We start from the raw sequence: 15878 nt of genomic DNA, 5'->3' as shown, positions 1-15878 counted from the left end.
CGACCAGTCCGCGGCGCGGTCGGCCTAGGCACCCTGATCAGGCATATACGTCCTGTTCTTCGGAGGATCGGGGCTTTGCCACAAGCTGCAAGTTGCTTGCTCGTCGACGTTTGCGCATGGGTGGATATCTGGGTGAAGCGTCTTGGGGTGGCGGTTGTTGTGGTGGCTCTGGTAGCTGGGTGTTCGGGGGTGGGCGAGGGGCCGTTGGGGCAGGGCGACGGTGGGGTGTCGATGTGTTCACCACGAGACTGACGCTGACCTCCGCCAGCCGGTGTTGGTGACCGTTTGCGTGGTGGTCGAAGGGATTGCGGTGTAGGCCGGAAAGCGGTCGGCTAGAGGTCTGACTAGTTGATCGGGAGGGGCTGTGCGGAAGACTGCATTGGTGGGACTGGTTGCACTTGGGGTCTTGATGGGGCCGGTGGGGGTGGCTTCGGCGGCGGGGGTGCCGGTTTGTTCGGCTTCGGTGTTGCCATTGCCTGCGGGTACGCCGGTGGGGGCTCAGAGTGATGTGACCAAGGCCGATGATTCGGGGCGGTTCGTGGTGGGGCGGGTGTGGTCGGGGGACGACATGCGGCCGGTGTTGTGGACGGACGGCGTACCTCGGGTGCTGGATGATGCGCCGGGGGTTGGGCCTGGCGTGGTCGACGTGAACAGCAGTGGGGTAGTGATCGGGTCCAGTACGGCGAAGGACGGTACGACGTTGCCGTGGGTGTTCGCGGATGGGACGTACCGCGTGCTGGAGGTTCCGGACTACATGAATGGCACGACCGGGGTGGCGGCGATCAACAACCGGGGCGACGTCGTCGGGTCGGGGATGAGCAGCTTCACTGAGGATCTGGCGTCGCTGGTGTGGCCGGGTGGTGGGAAGCCGCGGGTGCTGTTGACGCCGGAGGGGCAGCTGTCCAGTGCGACGGATATCAACGACGACGGAGTGGTGGTCGGTTGGAGTCTGATCGAGGAGGGCGGCCGGGAGCGCGAGATCAGCTTGCGCTGGAAGGCCTGGGACCAGCCCGGTGAGTATGTGTACGCCCGGAACAAGAACCGCGGCGTCGTCTCGGAAATCCGGGGCAACTTCAGTGGTGGGTCGGAGATCTTCGTCGACACCGGGATCTTCGCCGGCATGGTGTGGGACGACCTGCACGGCAGGTTCTATCCGCTTCCGACCACGCCGGAGTCGATCAACGACAGTGGTGACGCTGTGACTGTCAACGAGCAGGACGGTAGTCAAGTGGTGGTTGCGGTGAACGGTACGACGCGGTGGAAGTTCCCGCAGCGCACGCGGATCGCCACGCTGCCGGACCGCAACCCGGTCACCGGACCGGAGCCCGATGCGGTGGGGACCATCGGTGCCGTCGGCAACAACCAGGCCGTCCTCTGGCACGGCTGCAGCGACGCCATCATCCACTGACCCCCAGCTACCGCCGTATTCGACGGAGGTCGAAGGGGCTGCGGGCGGGTCGGCAGCGGCCGGATACTGCAGCATGTCCGCGTCTCTGCGCAGCGTCGTAGCCCTCCTCATTCTCCTGACCGCACTGATTGCGCCTGGCAGTACGCCGGCAACCGCAGCCGCACCCCTGCCCTCAGTACTGCCGGCTGTGGAGTCCTGGCAACCGGCAGCAAGTGGCGAGTTCCAGTGGCGTCCAGAGTCGCGTCTGGTGGTGGAGAGTGCCGAGCTGCGAGCCGATGCCGACACGTTCGCCGATGATCTGTCCTACTTGCTCGGTACGGCGCCTGCGGTGGCGGACGGTCCGAGCGCTGCGGGCGACGTCGTACTGCGACTCGATCCGAACGCCACCGGGGATGAGGCGTACCGCGTCGATCTCGGGGAGACGGCGACTGTCACCGCCAAGACCGCGGTCGGGGTCTACTGGGGCACTCGGACTGTACTGCAGCTCCTCAAGCAGAAGCCGACCCTGCCGGCCGGTGTGATCACCGACTCGCCGCGGTACCCCTCCCGTGGTGTGCTGCTGAGTGTGGCGCGGATGCCGGTGTCGTGGCTGGACAACATCCTTCGCGACATGAGCTATCTGAAGCTCAACGAGCTGACACTGAACAGCTTCAACATGACCGACGCCGACATCAGTGCGGTCAACCAGCTCGCCCAGCGGCGACACGTCAAGCTGATCGGCTGGGTAAACGCTCCGAAGTTCGGCACCGGCTACATCCCGCCGCACTACCGGCTGGTCGACGCGGCCGGCGCGACCGACAAGATCAACCTCGACGTGACGAATGCGGCCGGAGTGTCGTGGGCGAACGCGGAGGTGGAGCGCCTCGCCCGCCGCTTCCCGTCCGACACGTTCAACATCGGCGGCGACGAGTGGCCGCGGTCCAACCTGCGGGCCGACAAGGTGACGGTGAACGACTACCCCGATCTCTACCGGCGGGCGATGGCGACGTACAACGAGACCGGTGCCGTCCAGGACGCGTTCCGCGCGTACATGAACAAGACGAACGGCGTTGTCCGCAGCCTCGGCAAGACGAGCCGCATGTGGACGGACGATCTCACCCCCGCCACCAAGGTCACACCGGACAGCAACCTGGTGATGATGCACTGGATCAACTACGGCCTCACACCGACCCAGCTGGCTGCCAACGGCAACCAGCTGATCAACTCCAACCTCAGCTACCTGTACTTCGACCTCGCCACCACGGACAACCCACCAGACCGGATCTGGAACGACTTCGACTCCGGTACCTTCCATGGCGGTCTCAAACTGCCAGGTAGTGCAGCGGACCCGCATCTGGCCGGTCTGCAGTTCTGCGTCTGGACCGGAGGAGCGGTGTACGACGCCGGTCGGCTGGAACGCGACCTGAGCCCCAGACTGCGACCTCTCGCCCAGAAGGCCTGGGGCACCACACCCGTGGCCACCAAGTACGTCGATGCGTTGCCGGCCATCAACGCGGTGGGGCGTGCACCCGGCATCCTCGACACGCCTCGGTTCGGCGATGTCGGGCTCGGCGCCAACCCCAGTGGGCCGGCAGTCCGGTACCAGCAGTCGCAGCAGCTCTTCACCACCTCGCCTGCCGGCGCTCTGCGGCATTCCTTCTGGTCTGCCGCGCAAGGGCAGGTCGGTGAGGACCTACTTCCGGCCAACTCGATCACCGGCCGCCCACTCGCGTACGCCAACCCGGACAATCGCCTGAGCGCATTCACTCGCACAACCGCCGGCACTGTCCGCGAGACGTCGTACGTGAGCGGCACCGGCTGGAAGACGGCGGATTGGTCTGCCGCAGCAGCAGGCAACGGCTATGGCACCTTCAACTTCGGTGGCGATCCAGCTGGGTTCTCCTACGGTGCTGAGCGGCACGTGTTCGGCGCCGACACCGACGGCAACCTCAGCCACCTGTGGTACTCGCCGGGCGACGCCAAGATCCACGGCGACCGCTGGGGTGGCAAGATCACCGGTCCGCCGGTCGCCTTCGTCTGGGGGCGGACGCAGGTCGTCTACGCCCGCGGCGCCAACGGCAACCTGCAACGCTGGTGGTGGCAACCGACCGACGCGAAGAACGTCCAGCGCGCCGATCTCGGGATTCCTGTCGCCGCGAACACCAAGATCGGCGGCTGGACCACCTCGGGCACCCGCAAGGACACCCAGGGCCGCGCGATCCTGACGGCCCGGCAGAACCTGGTCATCGTGGACCCGGATGGCCGGATCCGGTTGTGGACTCTCGACCTCGACAGTGACCGGCCGACCACTCGCGACCTGACCACCGAAACCGGTGCAACCGCCACTGGCGGACCGTCCGGCTTCGCGGATGCCGCAGGCAACCCGGTGATCTTCGTACGGCGCTCCTCCGACCAGCACCTGCTGCGGATCCGCGTGCCGAGCACCGGCGCCGCCGTACTGAAGGATCTGACCGCTGTCACGCCGGGCACGCAGGTCGCGCCGACCGGCGATCCGGACGGGCTCCGGTTCGACGCCGAACTCCATGCGTTCGCCCCCGGCGGCGGTCTGCCGAGGCACCACTGGTGGTCGTCGCCGGCCGACACTCCCCAGCAGGACAACTGGAACTGAGACCTGACACGAACGCATGAACCAGGGGACACGAAGGATGCCGGGGGAAGTTACGCCTCGTGACCTCACTGCCACGAATTGACATCTTGTAACAGGCCGATTCACGCTCAGAACGCGCGGACTGGTAACAAAGAGTGTTTACTTACCCACTCGTAGTGTGTGGATTCTTCACATCAGAGTGATGACATCGTGCACTACGCCACCCCCTCTCACGCCGCCCAAGATGGCGGAGCACCACGAGAGGGGGGTGATCGGTTATGCGTGACGGAGCGCAAGAAAGCTACGAGTTCTACTGCTTGGCAGACCGGACGTTCTACGACACACCCACCCAGCGTGGGGTCGAGCACCCGGACTTCGAGCCGGCCACCCGGCCAGTGCCCGAGGGCTGGCAGCACGTCCCCGGCGAGACCTGGATGCACTACGCACCCGAGGGTCTGCAGTTGCCGCAGCAGGGCTGGAAGATCCACGTCTCGGCCCGGCTCGACGACGTGATCAAGACGCTCGATGCCGTCTGGGAGTACTGCGTCCCTCGCGGCATCGCGTTCAAGTTCCTCCGCAACGAAGCCGTGCTGGTGATGGCGAACTCGAAGGCCGCCCCGCGCGGATCGAGCGGCAAGCTGGTCACGATCTACCCGGCCGACGAGGCGCAGCTGGAGCTGGTCCTCAAGGAGCTCGACGACATCCTCGACGGTGTCCAGGGCCCGTACATCCTGAGCGACCTGCGCTACGGCACCGGTGCACTCTTCGTCCGGTACGGCGCCTTTGTCAGCCGCTTCTGTCTGTCGCCGAGTGGTGAGCGCGTGCTCGCCCTCGAGAACGAGCACGGCCAGCTGGTTCCGGATCATCGCGGTCCGACGTTCAGCATCCCGCCGTGGGTGCCGCTGCCGGACTTCCTGCAGCCGCATCTCGAGGCCCGCAACGCGGTCTCCACCAACGAGCTCGCGTACACGATCGAGAGCGTCATCCAGTTCTCCAACGGCGGCGGCGTGTACCTCGGCCACCACAAGGAGTCCGGCGACCGCGTCGTCCTCAAGGAAGGCCGCCCGCACGCCGGTCTCGACCTGGCCGGCCGGGACGCAGTCGCCCGGATCGCCCACGAGTACGAGATTCTGCAGCGTCTCGAAGGCCTGGACGTCGTCCCGAAGACCTACGAGCGCTTCGAGCTCGGCGAGCACCACTTCATGGTGCAGGAGCACATCGACTCGATCTCGTTGCAACGCGACCTGGTCGGGCGCTACCCGCTGAGCAAGCCGGATGCGACCGAAGCCGACAAGGCGGCCTTCGCCGAGTGGGCGACGGCCGCTGTCGAGCAGGTCGGCCGGGCAGTCGCCTTGCTGCACGAGCGGGGTGTGGTGTTCTGCGACCTGCACCCGGACAACGTGTTGCTCGATGTCGACGGCCGGATGGTGCTGATCGACTTCGAGGTGGCGACGAACGCCGCGGACAAGGCCCGCTCCACGCTGGCCCACCCCGGGTACGCCGCACCGCCGGACCGCGAAGGTGTCGACGTCGACCGCTACGCGCTGGCCTGTATCGGGCTCGGTGTCTATGCGCCGCAGACGACGATCCTGCTGAATCTCCATCGGGGCAAGGCGTTCCAGCTCGCCGAGATGATCACCGAGACCTTCCCGGTGCCGAGGGCAACGATCGACGAGGCCGTCCGGACCGTGGTCGGCTCCGACGCCACCAGTGATCCGGAGATGGCCGAGCTCGCACTGCCCGGCAAGGCCGAGTGGACCGACGTCCGCGCCGCGCTGACCAAGGCGATCGTGGCCTCGGCAACGCCCGAGCGCACTGACCGGCTGTTCCCCGGCGACATCGCGCAGTTCCGCGGTGGTGGCGGTATCGACCTCGCCAGCGGCGCAGCCGGTGTCCTCTACGCCATGGCCAAGACCGGCGCCGGCCGCTTCGAGCAGTACGAGGAGTGGCTGCGCGAGCGCAGCCTGACCACCGCGGCCGGCCCGGGCCTGTACGACGGTCTGCACGGGGTGGCCCATGTCTTCGATGTGCTCGGTCATCGGCAGCACGCGCTTGACCTGGTCGACCGCACTTTGGCCGACGACTGGAGCACCCGCGAGCTCGGGCTGCACTCCGGACTGGCCGGTATCGGTCTGAGCCTCCTGCACTTCGACACCGAACCCGCCCTGCGCGCCAAGGCGGTCCGGGTGCTCGATCTGGTCGCAGATCGCCTCGGCGACGTGACCGACGTACCGGAGCTCAGTGGCGGGCAGTATCCGCACGCCGGCCTCATGTACGGCTCGTCCGGACCGGCTCTGCTCTTCATCGAAGCGTTCGAGCAGTTGGGTGACACCGGTCTGCTCGACCTGGCCGAGATCGCGATCCGGCAGGATCTGCGGCGTTGCTCGGCCTCGCCCGACGGCGACATGCTCCAGGTCAACCAGGGCTGGCGGACCCTGCCGTACCTCGAAGAAGGTTCGGCCGGGATCGCACTCGCCCTCGCGCGTTACCTGAAGCATCGCCCGAGTGACGAGCTGACCGCGGTGCTCGCGCAGCTCGAACGGGTGGCGCACTGCTCCTTCTACGTCCAGCCCGGCCTGTTCATGGGTCGCGCCGGTCTGCTTCTCACCGCAGCCTCACTCGGTGCGCAGCAGACGACGGTCGACGACCTGGTGTACGGACTCGGCTGGCACGCGATGCCTTACGCAGGTGGCCTCGCGTTCCCCGGCAACCAGCTCCTTCGCCTGTCGATGGATCTGGCCACCGGATCGGCCGGCGTCCTGCTGGCCCTGGGATCGGCACTGCACTCGGTGCCCGTATCCCTCCCGTTCCTCGGACCTCCCCAGTGGTCCGAGTCTCCATCCCTACAACATGAATCGAAGGAGGTGTAGAACATGGCACTTCTCGACCTTCAGGGCCTCGAGACCCCCGGTTACGGTGGCGGCCACCACGGCGGCGGCTCCACGCTGACCGTGCTTGGTTGCCAGTCGGGTCGCCCGAGCAACTTGAGCCTTCTGCTCTGCCACTGATCGGATCCTGGATAGTCAGGTTCCGGAGGCCCTGGGTGGGCGGCATACCCACCCAGGGCCGAACCTGTCTGCGGGATCCGTCGCTTCACCCGACGGAAGGAGCTCTTTTGCCCAATTCCGTGCAGTCCTATCCATGCGCCGAGCGGCTACCGCTCGTGGAGCAGGTGCACGGCCACACCATCGCGGATCCCTACCGCTGGCTGGAGGACGCCGAGTCCTCCGAGACCAAGCGCTGGCTCGCGGCCCAGGACGAGCTCTGGCTGAACCATGCAGTCACGCTGTCCGGCCGGTACCAGTTCCGTCACCGGGTGAAGGCCCTTTCGAACGTCGGCACCGTCTCCACACCTTCGTGGCACGGCGGGCGCTGTTTCACGCTGCGCAGCGACCCCGGTCAGCAGCACCCGGTCCTGTACGACGGCCGGCGCGCAATCCTCGACCCGATGGCGATCGACCCATCCGGTCTCACGACTTTGGACGCGTGGCAGCCATCACCCGATGGATCTCTGGTCGCGTTCCAGACCTCTCGCGGCGGCACCGAACAGTCCGTCCTACACCTGCTCGACGTGGATAGCGGTGAGCTCATCGGCGAGCCGATCGACGGCTGCCGGTATTCCCCGGTCGCGTGGCTACCGGACGGGAAGTCCTTCTACTACGTGCGATTCCGTCAGGTCCGCTGCCGCCACCTGGACGTCGCCGACGACACAGTCGCGCTGTCGACCGAGGCGTCGTACGGGCTGGAGCTCAGCGCCGACGGACGCTGGCTGACCATCTCCGCTGCCCGTGGCGGGGCGAACGACCTGTGGCTGCAGGATCTCGAGAGCGCTGATTCGCCGCGCCCGATCCAGCAGAGCATCGACGCGCTGACCGTGATGTCGGTCGGCCCCGACGGTCGTCTCTACGTCGTCACCACCAAGGATGCGCCGACGAGCAAGATCTGCGTCGGTGATCCGCACAATCCGCTGATCTGGCAGGACCTCGTCACCCCGGATGTGCCGCTCACCGGCCTGGCGATCCTGGACGGCGCACTGCTGCTGGCCAGCCCGAGCGGAATCGCCGTGCACAATCTGCAGACCGGTGCGCACGTCAGCGATATCGCCTTGCCTGGCGTCGGTTCGGTCGGTTCGCTGACCACGCTGCCAGACGGCGGACCGCAAGCCTGGTTCAGCTACACCGACAGCGTCACCCCGTCTGCCGTCTACTGCTACGACCACACCACCGGCCAGGCGACGCTCTGGTCGCAAGCCCCCGGCGTGACTGCCGAGGCGGAGTCGCAGCAGCTCGTCACCACGAGCCCGGACGGCCACGAGACCCGACTCCTGGTGATCGCCAAACCCGGCAACCACGGACCACGACCGACACTCCTCTACGGGTACGGCGGTTTCGGGCAGACGCTCACTCCGACGTACTCGGCCTTCGCGCTGGCGTGGGTCGAGGCCGGTGGTGTTTTCGTCACGGCCAACACACGTGGTGGTATCGACTCACACCAAGCGGGGATCCTGGATCGCAAGCAGGGTGTCTTCGACGACTTCATCGCGGCGGCCGAGCATTTGATCGCGACCGGTTGGACGACCGCCGAGCAGTTGTCGCTGTGCGGCGAATCCAACGGCGGCTTGCTCGTTGCGGCGGCCTTGACTCAGCGGCCGGAGCTGTTCGCGGCAGCGGTCTGTTCGGCACCGCTCACGGACATGTTGCGTTATGAGCTGTCCGGTCTGGGCGAGCGTTGGGTGCCTGAGTTCGGATCCGCGAAGGACCCTGCGCAGTTCGAGAACCTCTTGTCCTACTCGCCGTACCACCGGGTCAGCGAGGGCGTGAAGTATCCGGCCGTGCTGTTCACGGTGTTCGGCAATGACACTCGCGTCGATCCACTGCACTCTCGCAAGATGTGTGCGGCGTTGCAGCATGCGACCGCGAGTGAAGGCTCTGTCCTGTTGCGGTTGGATCCGGATGCCGGCCATGCCAGCGGATCGGCGAGTCAAGGCATCGGCCTGGCTGCGGACATACTCGCGTTCCTCGCGGAACGCACCGGCCTCAGGCTCTCGTCATGATCACCTTCGGATCGGTGGCGAAGCGCGGCCGTGGCTGGCTGCCGCTGATCGGGTTGAACGCATTGATCGGCAGCGCGGTCACCTTGGCCCTGCCGTCGATCCTCGGTCGTTCGGTGGACTCGATCGTCGCCGGTACGGGCTACACGCTGTGGTTGATCGCCGCCGCGGCAGCCATCGGGCTCGGCATCGTGGCCAGTCTGATCGACGCCTTCGCGGGTGCCGCTTGTGTCGCCGAAACGACCGCGTGGCTGCGGCATCGCCTGGTGCGGCAGGTCGTCCGGGGCGGACCCGAGGGGAACCGCGGGTTCGAGACCGGTGACCTGGTCACACGAGTCTCCGCGAACGCGACCGACGCCGCGCAGGCCGGACCGGCCGCGGTGACCGCGATCGCGGCGATCGCTCCCCCGGTCGGCAGTCTCGTGTTGCTCGCCCTGATCGATCCCTGGCTGGCGGCCGCGTTCTTCGGTGGTGTGCTGCTGGTGATCCTGGTGCTGCTGGCGTTCGCGCGGCGGACCGCCGATGTGAGCCTGGCTTACCAGGAGACGCAGGGCCGGATCGCCGCCCGGCTGTCCGAGTCGCTGACCGGCATCCGCACCATCGCGGCCGCCGGGACGACAGGCCGCGAGGAGCGACGCATCCTCGGTCTGCTTCCCGAGCTTCACAAACAAGGTGTCGTCACGTGGCGCATCCTGGCCCGTTCCGGCGCGCAGGCTGCGGTGGTCGGACCGCTCGTGCTGGTCGCCGTGCTGGCCGTCGGCGGCATCCAGTTGGTCGCCGGGCACATCACTGCCGGCGAACTGTTCGCCGCCTCGCAGTACGCCGTCCTCGGTGCCGGCCTCGGCAATCTCACCGGTGTGATCGGTGAGATCGCGCGCGCCAAGGCTGGTGTTCAGCGGGCTGCCGAGGTGGGTGCAATCGCCGAGGTTCCGCACGGTTCACTCAAATTGCCGGTCGGTTCCGGACACCTCACCTTCGACCACGTCAGCGTTGTCGCAGACGGCAACGTCCTGCTGAACGACGTGAGCCTGGATCTGCCGGGTGGCATGACGGTCGCGGTCGTCGGACCGAGCGGCGCCGGCAAGTCCGTGCTCGCCGCGGTCGCCGCGCGGCTGCGCGATCCGTCGACCGGGCATGTCTCGCTGGACGGCGTACCGCTGCAGGCCGTCAGCCGGCATGCGCTGCGTCGCGCGGTCGGCTGCGCCTTCGAGCGGCCGCAGCTGGTCGGCCGGACGATCGGTGAGTCGATCGCTCCCGACGCGATCAACCCGGTGCGCACACTGGCCGCGGCCCGGGCCACGCACGCCCACGACTTCGTCAGCCGACTGCCCAACGGCTACTTCACTTCGTTGCGTAGGGCCCCTATGTCGGGTGGTGAGCGGCAGCGACTCGGACTGGCCCGCGCCTGGCCGGCCAACCGGCTACTCGTGTTGGACGACGCGACCTCGAGCCTCGACACCGCGACCGAACGGCAGATCGGCCGCACCCTCACCGAGGACCGCCACCACCGCACCCGTCTGATCGTCACTCACCGCCCAGCCACGGCTGCCCGCGCGGATCTCGTGGTCTGGCTCGACCACGGCCAGGTCCGAGCAGTGGCACCCCACGCCGACCTTTGGAACAACACGTCGTACCGCGAGGTCTTCGGGTGATCCGGCCCGCCCTCGCCGACCGGCCCCTCCGCGCACTGCGGTGGGGCCGAAGGACGTGGGCGGGATGAAGCGGGAGCTCGAGTACGGCGCTCTGTCCCTGCGGAAGCGGGCGACGGTCAAGCTGGTGGCTTGGTCGGTGCCGGAGATCCTGCCGACCGCGATCTACGGAGTCGCGGTCGCGCGCGCCACGGACAGCTTCCTGGCTGGACACGTTTGGCAAGGGATCGCGTGGCTTGGTGGGTTGGTCGCGACCGCCGGATTGGGTGCCGCCGGAGCGCGGCAGGTGTACACGCGACTCGGTGATCTGGTCGAGCCGGTCCGCGACGACCTGGTACGGCGAGTTGTCGCCGGTGCACTGCGAACCGGCGACGACAGCGCGGTGGCCCGGCTGAACCGGCAGGTCGAGATCGTCCGGGACACGTACGCCGGACTGGTCATGGTGCTCCGGAGTTTCGCCGTCACGCTCTTCGGGGTGCTGGCCGGTCTGCTGTCACTGGCGCCGATGGTGGCCGCTTTCGTCGTACCGCCGTTCCTGATCGGATTCGCCTTATCGCTAGGCGTTTTGGGCATGGCCGCCGACCGGGTGCGAGCCTCGCTGCAGGCCGATGAGGACCTAGCCGCTTCGGCCGGGATGGTCTTCGGTGGCGTGCGCGACATCACCGCGACCGGGACCGAGGAGTACGCCGAGTTCCTGGTCGGCGAACCGATCGAGGCGCAGGCATCGGCGGAGCGAGCGCTCGCCAAGGTCGCGGCGCTCCGCACCTTGTGTTTCGCGGTCGGTGGCTGGCTGCCGCTGCTGATCCTGCTCGCAACCGGCCCGTGGTTGGTCGGGCGCGGCGTGAGCACCGGCACGCTCCTCGGCGGTCTCACGTATGTGCTAATCGGCCTGCAACCAGCGCTCGGGCAGGTGATGGCCGCGCTGGGCGACAGTGGCCTGCGGTACGTGATCACCCTCGGCCGGATCCTCGACACCAGTCAGCCGGACGAGCCGGTTCGCGCGATCGACGCCGTACAAGGGCATCGGGTAAATGCTCAGCGGCTGACGTTCGCGTATGGGCAGGCGGCTGAACCGGTGCTCGATCGTCTCGACCTGACCATCCCGGAGGGTGACCACCTGGCCGTGGTCGGTCCGAGCGGGATCGGGAAGTCGACCTTGGCCGCGCTGATCTGCGGGATGCTGACGCCGAGCGGCGGCCGGTTGCTGCTGGGTGGCGTACCGCCGACTGAACTGACCACCGAGCGGCTGGCCGAGACGCGCGTACTGATCCCACAGGAGGCCTATGTCTTCAGCGGGACCGTCGAGGAGAACCTGTCCTATCTACTCCCCGATGCGACGACCGACGAGCTGAGCGCAGCCGTCGACGCCATCGGAGCGACCGCACTCATCCAGCGCATCGGCGGTCTGGGCGCGGTGGTCAAGCCGGCCGAGCTCTCCGCCGGTGAGCGGCAACTGATCGCGCTGGTCCGGGCCTACCTGTCCCCCGCGCCACTCGTCGTACTGGATGAGGCGACCTGCTTCCTCGACGCGGAGGCCGAGCGACAGGCCGAGGTAGCCTTCGCGCAACGCGGCGGCACGCTGGTGGTGATCGCACACCGGATCAGCTCCGCGCTGCGAGCCCGCCGGATCCTCGTGCTGGACGGCAACAAGGCCGCGATCGGTACGCATCAGGCTCTGATGCGCAGCTCCAGCTTGTACCGCGATCTGCACGGCAACTGGGACCCGATCATCAGTCAGATCCAGCCAGCGTCTTGAGCCTTCCGAATGGCCTCGATGCGGCTGCGCGAACCAGTCTTGGCCAGGATCCTCGACAGGTAGTTCCGCACGGTGCCGGCACTCAGACTCAGCGTCCGGGCCACCTCCTGCGCAGTCGCACCCGTGGTGACCTGCCGCAGCACCTCGCACTCGCGATCGGTGAGCGGGTTGTCACCGGCCTTCAACGCGGCGACCGCGAGCCGGACGTCAACCACCGGCAACCCCTTCGCCACGTCGCGGACCGCCTGGACCAGCTGGTCCGTGGTCGCGTCGGTCGCGATCAGTCCGATCCGCGGCGCCTGCTTGACCAGCGCGAGACTGGTCGCGGCGATCGCCTCGTGGTCGATCAGCACCAGCACCCCGCGACCGGCGAGTTTGCGGCACAGCTCCTCGATCCGGATCCGTCCGGGCAGCTGTGGATCGAGCAGCACGACATGCGGCCGTCGGCCGGCCACCTGGAGGACGTCCTCCGAGCGGTCCAGCTCAGCCACGACCTCCATGTCCGTCTCGCCTGCCAGCACCGCGGCCAGTGCACCTCGCACCATCGTGCCGCGGTGGCCGAGAGCCACTCGGATCACCGCATGCCCCCATCACGTCCGTCGCCTCATCTGCCGGCCAGCCGCCCCCGCAACGGCGAAAACCAGCTGCCGGACGGCGGTGCCCGTGTTTCCATCAACGAGTGAACTCCGGAGATGGCACGCACGAATCCAGCCGCTGCCCCGGCTGCCGGGTCGAGCTGCCGATCTCGCAGTGGCCGGAAACGCCGAAGTACAACGCGTCACCGGAGTGTCTGCAGGTCGCCGGCGACCTGCTCGGGTTCGAGATCGAGCACCAACTGAGGCTCGGTTACCTGCACCAACTGCGGATCGACGCGTACGGCGCGCAACATGTGAGAGTCGGCGCTCCGCGAATCGGCCCGGTGTTCGCGCTGAACGGTCTCTACATGTTCCTCGAACGGGGTTCCGGGAACATCGACGTCCGCACGGGCCACGGCATCATGGCGAACTCGTTCGGCGACTGGCCCGAGCTCACGCCACCCGAGTCCGTCGGGCGGTTGACGGCGTACGACGTACTGTCCGCCGGCGGTGTTGACGAGGTCGAGCAGGCGATGCTGGCATGGGCCGAACAGGTCTGGACCGGTTGGCCGGCGGCTGACCGGGAAGTCATCCGGAAACTCACCGTCGACCTCGTCCCGGCGCGCTATTTCAGACGCTGAAACCGATCTGTTTGCAGCTCGGAAACCGTTCTGTTGTTGGGCTTTCGGTACGTCAAGGGACCGAAAAAATCGGGGCAGATTCCGATCTGGCCTTGCGCTCCGGCGACGCGTCCCACAGGATGACTCACATCGCGTCGTGACCTGGACGTGATCATCCGGACTCCCTTTCGTTACCTGTCCGGGTGCCCCCTCCCCTGCCTGGGGGGCTGGTGTCCTCCACCATGCCCAAGCTCACGAGGAGCGCCTTACCGATGTCCAAAGCCCGACATGCGCGCCCCCGGCGATCTACTCGCCGGGTGGTCCGAACCCTCTCCGTCGCCGGTCTCGGCGCCGGGATCACCGTCGCAGCCACCGGCGCGGCGTTCGCGACCGACTACAAGGTGAAGGCCGGAGACACGCTCTCCGAGATCGCCCAGGCGAACGGTGCCGACTGGCATCACCTGGCGAAGATCAACAACCTGAAGGACCCCGACCTGATCCTGATCGGTCAGACCCTGACGCTGGACGGTGTGAAGAAGGCCACCGCCCCGAAGCAGCGAGTCACTCCGAAGTCCAAGGTCGTCACGAAGAAGAAGACTGTCTCGAAGCAGACCGTGCGCAAGCCGCGGACCAACCGCTCCGCCGAGCGCCCGTCGAACAACAGCGGCAACGTCAGCATGAGCGCCGCGTGGCGCAAGGTCGCCAACTGCGAGTCCAGCGGCAACCCGCGCGCAGTCAGCCCGAACGGCAAGTACTTCGGCCTGTTCCAGTTCGACAAGCAGACCTGGCGCAGCGTCGGCGGTAGCGGCAGCCCGGCCCAGGCCTCGCCTGCCGAGCAGCTGATGCGCGCGAAGAAGCTCTACGCGCAGCGCGGCAACTCGCCGTGGCCGGTCTGCGGTCGCTTCCTGCCCTGAGAGCCCTGATCCTCAGGAGTGCGTGAGGACGAGCATCTCGTCGGCGCCCGCCTGGAACTCGTAGGGAACCTTGCGGATCTCCCAGGCGACGTCGGCGAGCTCGTCCAGCACCTCCGGCAGGAACGGCACCGGTTCGCCCGTGCCCTGCAGCACCAGCGGGAACACGCGAACCTCGCCGCTCGTCACCCGGATCAGCTCCCGCAGCGCGGCCAGATGCCAGTCCCGGCCGAAGGTATCGGCCCAGGTGAACAGCAGGTGTGAGCACAACGCCAGCTCGAACCGCCCGTCCTCGAACGGGAGCTCCGGCAGAGCGGCCGCGACATACCGATCCGGCTCCGCACCGATGTCCTGCAGGAACCGGTCGGCCGCCTCGAGCCGCATCTCATCCCGCCGCTCGGGCGTCCCGTACCACTTCCAGACGAACCGCGCCTCGTGATCCTCGATGATCTCGGTCGTGGCCGGCAAACTCCGCCGAACCGTGTCGACGAGCTCAGGCATCGTCAACTCGTACGCCGGATCCACGGCCACCACATCCACCCCACGCGCAGCGGCTTCGGCGGTGAAACTCGATCCACCGGCCGAACAGTCCAGCACGGAGTCAGGCAGTTCGGTCAGATCGAACATCGCTTCGTACTCGGCGTACGAGCGAGAGGTCACCAGCAAGGCACTTACCCTTCGACGGTTTTGCTGAGGCGACGATCAAGGGCTGTGGCCCCGGCCGCCAGAGCCAGGAACAGTACCGCGACGAGCAGACAGTTCAGGAGAACCTGTCCATACCCGTGCTGGTTCACGTCCACGAACGGGTAGGGATAGAAGCCGACGAACGCGCCGCGGATCAGCGTGAACGCGAGCCAGAGCAGCGGGAACACGACAGACCAGCCGGCGATCCGCAAGTCCGTCGTACCGCGGGGTCCGAACAATGCCCATCCCAGTACGCCGAGCACCGGGGTGGCCGTGTGCAGTAAGAAGTTCGCCACTGCGGCCCATCCGGTCAACGAGTCCAGACCGGCGAGCACCAGGTGATAGACGATTCCGGTGACGGCGATACAGAGAACGCCGTTCAGCCGCAGGGTTCTGAACAGCGTGCTCCGGCGATCCAGCATCAGCACGGTCGCACCGAGGATGAGATTCGATTGAATCGTGAAGAAGGCAAAGACGTTGAGGACGCGGTCCGGGTTGTCCGGGAAGAAGCCTTCGGTCCCGGACGCCGTCACGAACAGCTGGATCACGATGCCGGCCAGGACAGCTGCCGCGGTGACCCAGGACCAGACCCGCCCGATCATCGTCATGACCGCAATCTACGACGATCGGGCGGGGAG

Annotated in this window: 12 protein-coding genes; 9 read left to right on the top strand and 3 right to left on the bottom strand. The window is 67.2% G+C overall.

Annotated elements, in window-relative coordinates; translation table 11 throughout:
• The first annotated feature begins 466 nt into the window (after positions 1-466).
• From ACFTSF_RS33555 to ACFTSF_RS33525, 7 genes are all read left to right on the top strand, one after another.
• On the top strand, positions 467-1408 hold the full coding sequence (locus ACFTSF_RS33555; RefSeq protein ID WP_380158638.1) for a hypothetical protein: 942 nt from the start codon (positions 467-469) through the stop codon (positions 1406-1408).
• Positions 1409-1481: 73 nt separating this feature from the next.
• Positions 1482-4016: a glycoside hydrolase family 20 zincin-like fold domain-containing protein gene (locus ACFTSF_RS33550; RefSeq protein WP_380158637.1), complete on the top strand. Its 2535-nt coding sequence runs from the start codon at positions 1482-1484 to the stop codon at positions 4014-4016.
• A 257-nt stretch (positions 4017-4273) separates the two neighbouring features.
• Positions 4274-6865: a class III lanthionine synthetase LanKC gene (gene lanKC, locus ACFTSF_RS33545; protein ID WP_380158635.1), complete on the top strand. Its 2592-nt coding sequence runs from the start codon at positions 4274-4276 to the stop codon at positions 6863-6865.
• Positions 6866-6868: 3 nt separating this feature from the next.
• On the top strand, positions 6869-7003 hold the full coding sequence (locus ACFTSF_RS33540; protein WP_380158633.1) for a SapB/AmfS family lanthipeptide: 135 nt from the start codon (positions 6869-6871) through the stop codon (positions 7001-7003).
• Positions 7004-7110: 107 nt separating this feature from the next.
• Positions 7111-9048, top strand: coding sequence for a prolyl oligopeptidase family protein (locus ACFTSF_RS33535; RefSeq protein WP_380158631.1), 1938 nt, complete (start codon positions 7111-7113; stop codon positions 9046-9048).
• Positions 9045-10697, top strand: coding sequence for an ABC transporter ATP-binding protein (locus tag ACFTSF_RS33530; protein ID WP_380158629.1), 1653 nt, complete (start codon positions 9045-9047; stop codon positions 10695-10697). The genes ACFTSF_RS33535 and ACFTSF_RS33530 overlap by 4 nt, the downstream gene beginning before the upstream one ends.
• 64 nt (positions 10698-10761) lie before the next feature.
• Entirely contained in the window at positions 10762-12450 is a 1689-nt protein-coding gene (locus ACFTSF_RS33525; RefSeq protein WP_380158627.1) for an ATP-binding cassette domain-containing protein, read from the top strand.
• On the opposite strand, the gene ACFTSF_RS33520 is transcribed toward ACFTSF_RS33525, so the two are convergent.
• Positions 12429-13028, bottom strand: a complete 600-nt coding sequence (locus tag ACFTSF_RS33520; protein ID WP_344149856.1) for a response regulator transcription factor — start codon at positions 13026-13028, stop codon at positions 12429-12431. The two genes, ACFTSF_RS33525 and ACFTSF_RS33520, sit on opposite strands and share 22 nt — an antisense overlap.
• Positions 13029-13129: 101 nt before the next feature.
• Here ACFTSF_RS33520 and ACFTSF_RS33515 point away from each other — a divergent pair, with 101 nt between their 5' ends.
• Positions 13130-13666 (top strand): DUF5946 family protein, encoded by a 537-nt coding sequence (locus ACFTSF_RS33515; protein WP_380158625.1) that lies wholly within the window; start codon positions 13130-13132, stop codon positions 13664-13666.
• Between the two features lie 296 nt (positions 13667-13962).
• Positions 13963-14559 (top strand): transglycosylase family protein, encoded by a 597-nt coding sequence (locus tag ACFTSF_RS33510; protein WP_344149852.1) that lies wholly within the window; start codon positions 13963-13965, stop codon positions 14557-14559.
• 12 nt (positions 14560-14571) lie between these two features.
• Here the strand turns inward: ACFTSF_RS33510 and ACFTSF_RS33505 are convergent, their stop codons facing one another.
• Both ACFTSF_RS33505 and ACFTSF_RS33500 read right to left on the bottom strand, forming a co-directional pair.
• On the bottom strand, positions 14572-15216 hold the full coding sequence (locus ACFTSF_RS33505; RefSeq protein ID WP_344149850.1) for a hypothetical protein: 645 nt from the start codon (positions 15214-15216) through the stop codon (positions 14572-14574).
• A gap of 11 nt (positions 15217-15227) precedes the next feature.
• Positions 15228-15848 (bottom strand): Pr6Pr family membrane protein, encoded by a 621-nt coding sequence (locus ACFTSF_RS33500; RefSeq protein WP_380158622.1) that lies wholly within the window; start codon positions 15846-15848, stop codon positions 15228-15230.
• Positions 15849-15878: the final 30 nt, after the last annotated feature.

The organism is Kribbella sp. NPDC056951, from assembly GCF_042674205.1.
Classification (GTDB): domain Bacteria; phylum Actinomycetota; class Actinomycetes; order Propionibacteriales; family Kribbellaceae; genus Kribbella; species Kribbella yunnanensis.
The sequence above is the reverse complement of the archived record's forward strand: the minus strand, read 5'-3'. Positions and strand labels throughout refer to the sequence as shown.

What these genes read in the sequence shown, in the direction of transcription:
- ACFTSF_RS33500 (WP_380158622.1), bottom strand. Translation starts at nt 15,848, where the DNA reads ATGACGATGATCGGGCGGGTCTGGTCCTGGGTCACCGCGGCAGCTGTC.
- ACFTSF_RS33530 (WP_380158629.1), top strand. Translation starts at nt 9,045, where the DNA reads ATGATCACCTTCGGATCGGTGGCGAAGCGCGGCCGTGGCTGGCTGCCG.
- lanKC (WP_380158635.1), top strand. Translation starts at nt 4,274, where the DNA reads ATGCGTGACGGAGCGCAAGAAAGCTACGAGTTCTACTGCTTGGCAGAC.
- ACFTSF_RS33525 (WP_380158627.1), top strand. Translation starts at nt 10,762, where the DNA reads ATGAAGCGGGAGCTCGAGTACGGCGCTCTGTCCCTGCGGAAGCGGGCG.
- ACFTSF_RS33540 (WP_380158633.1), top strand. Translation starts at nt 6,869, where the DNA reads ATGGCACTTCTCGACCTTCAGGGCCTCGAGACCCCCGGTTACGGTGGC.
- ACFTSF_RS33550 (WP_380158637.1), top strand. Translation starts at nt 1,482, where the DNA reads ATGTCCGCGTCTCTGCGCAGCGTCGTAGCCCTCCTCATTCTCCTGACC.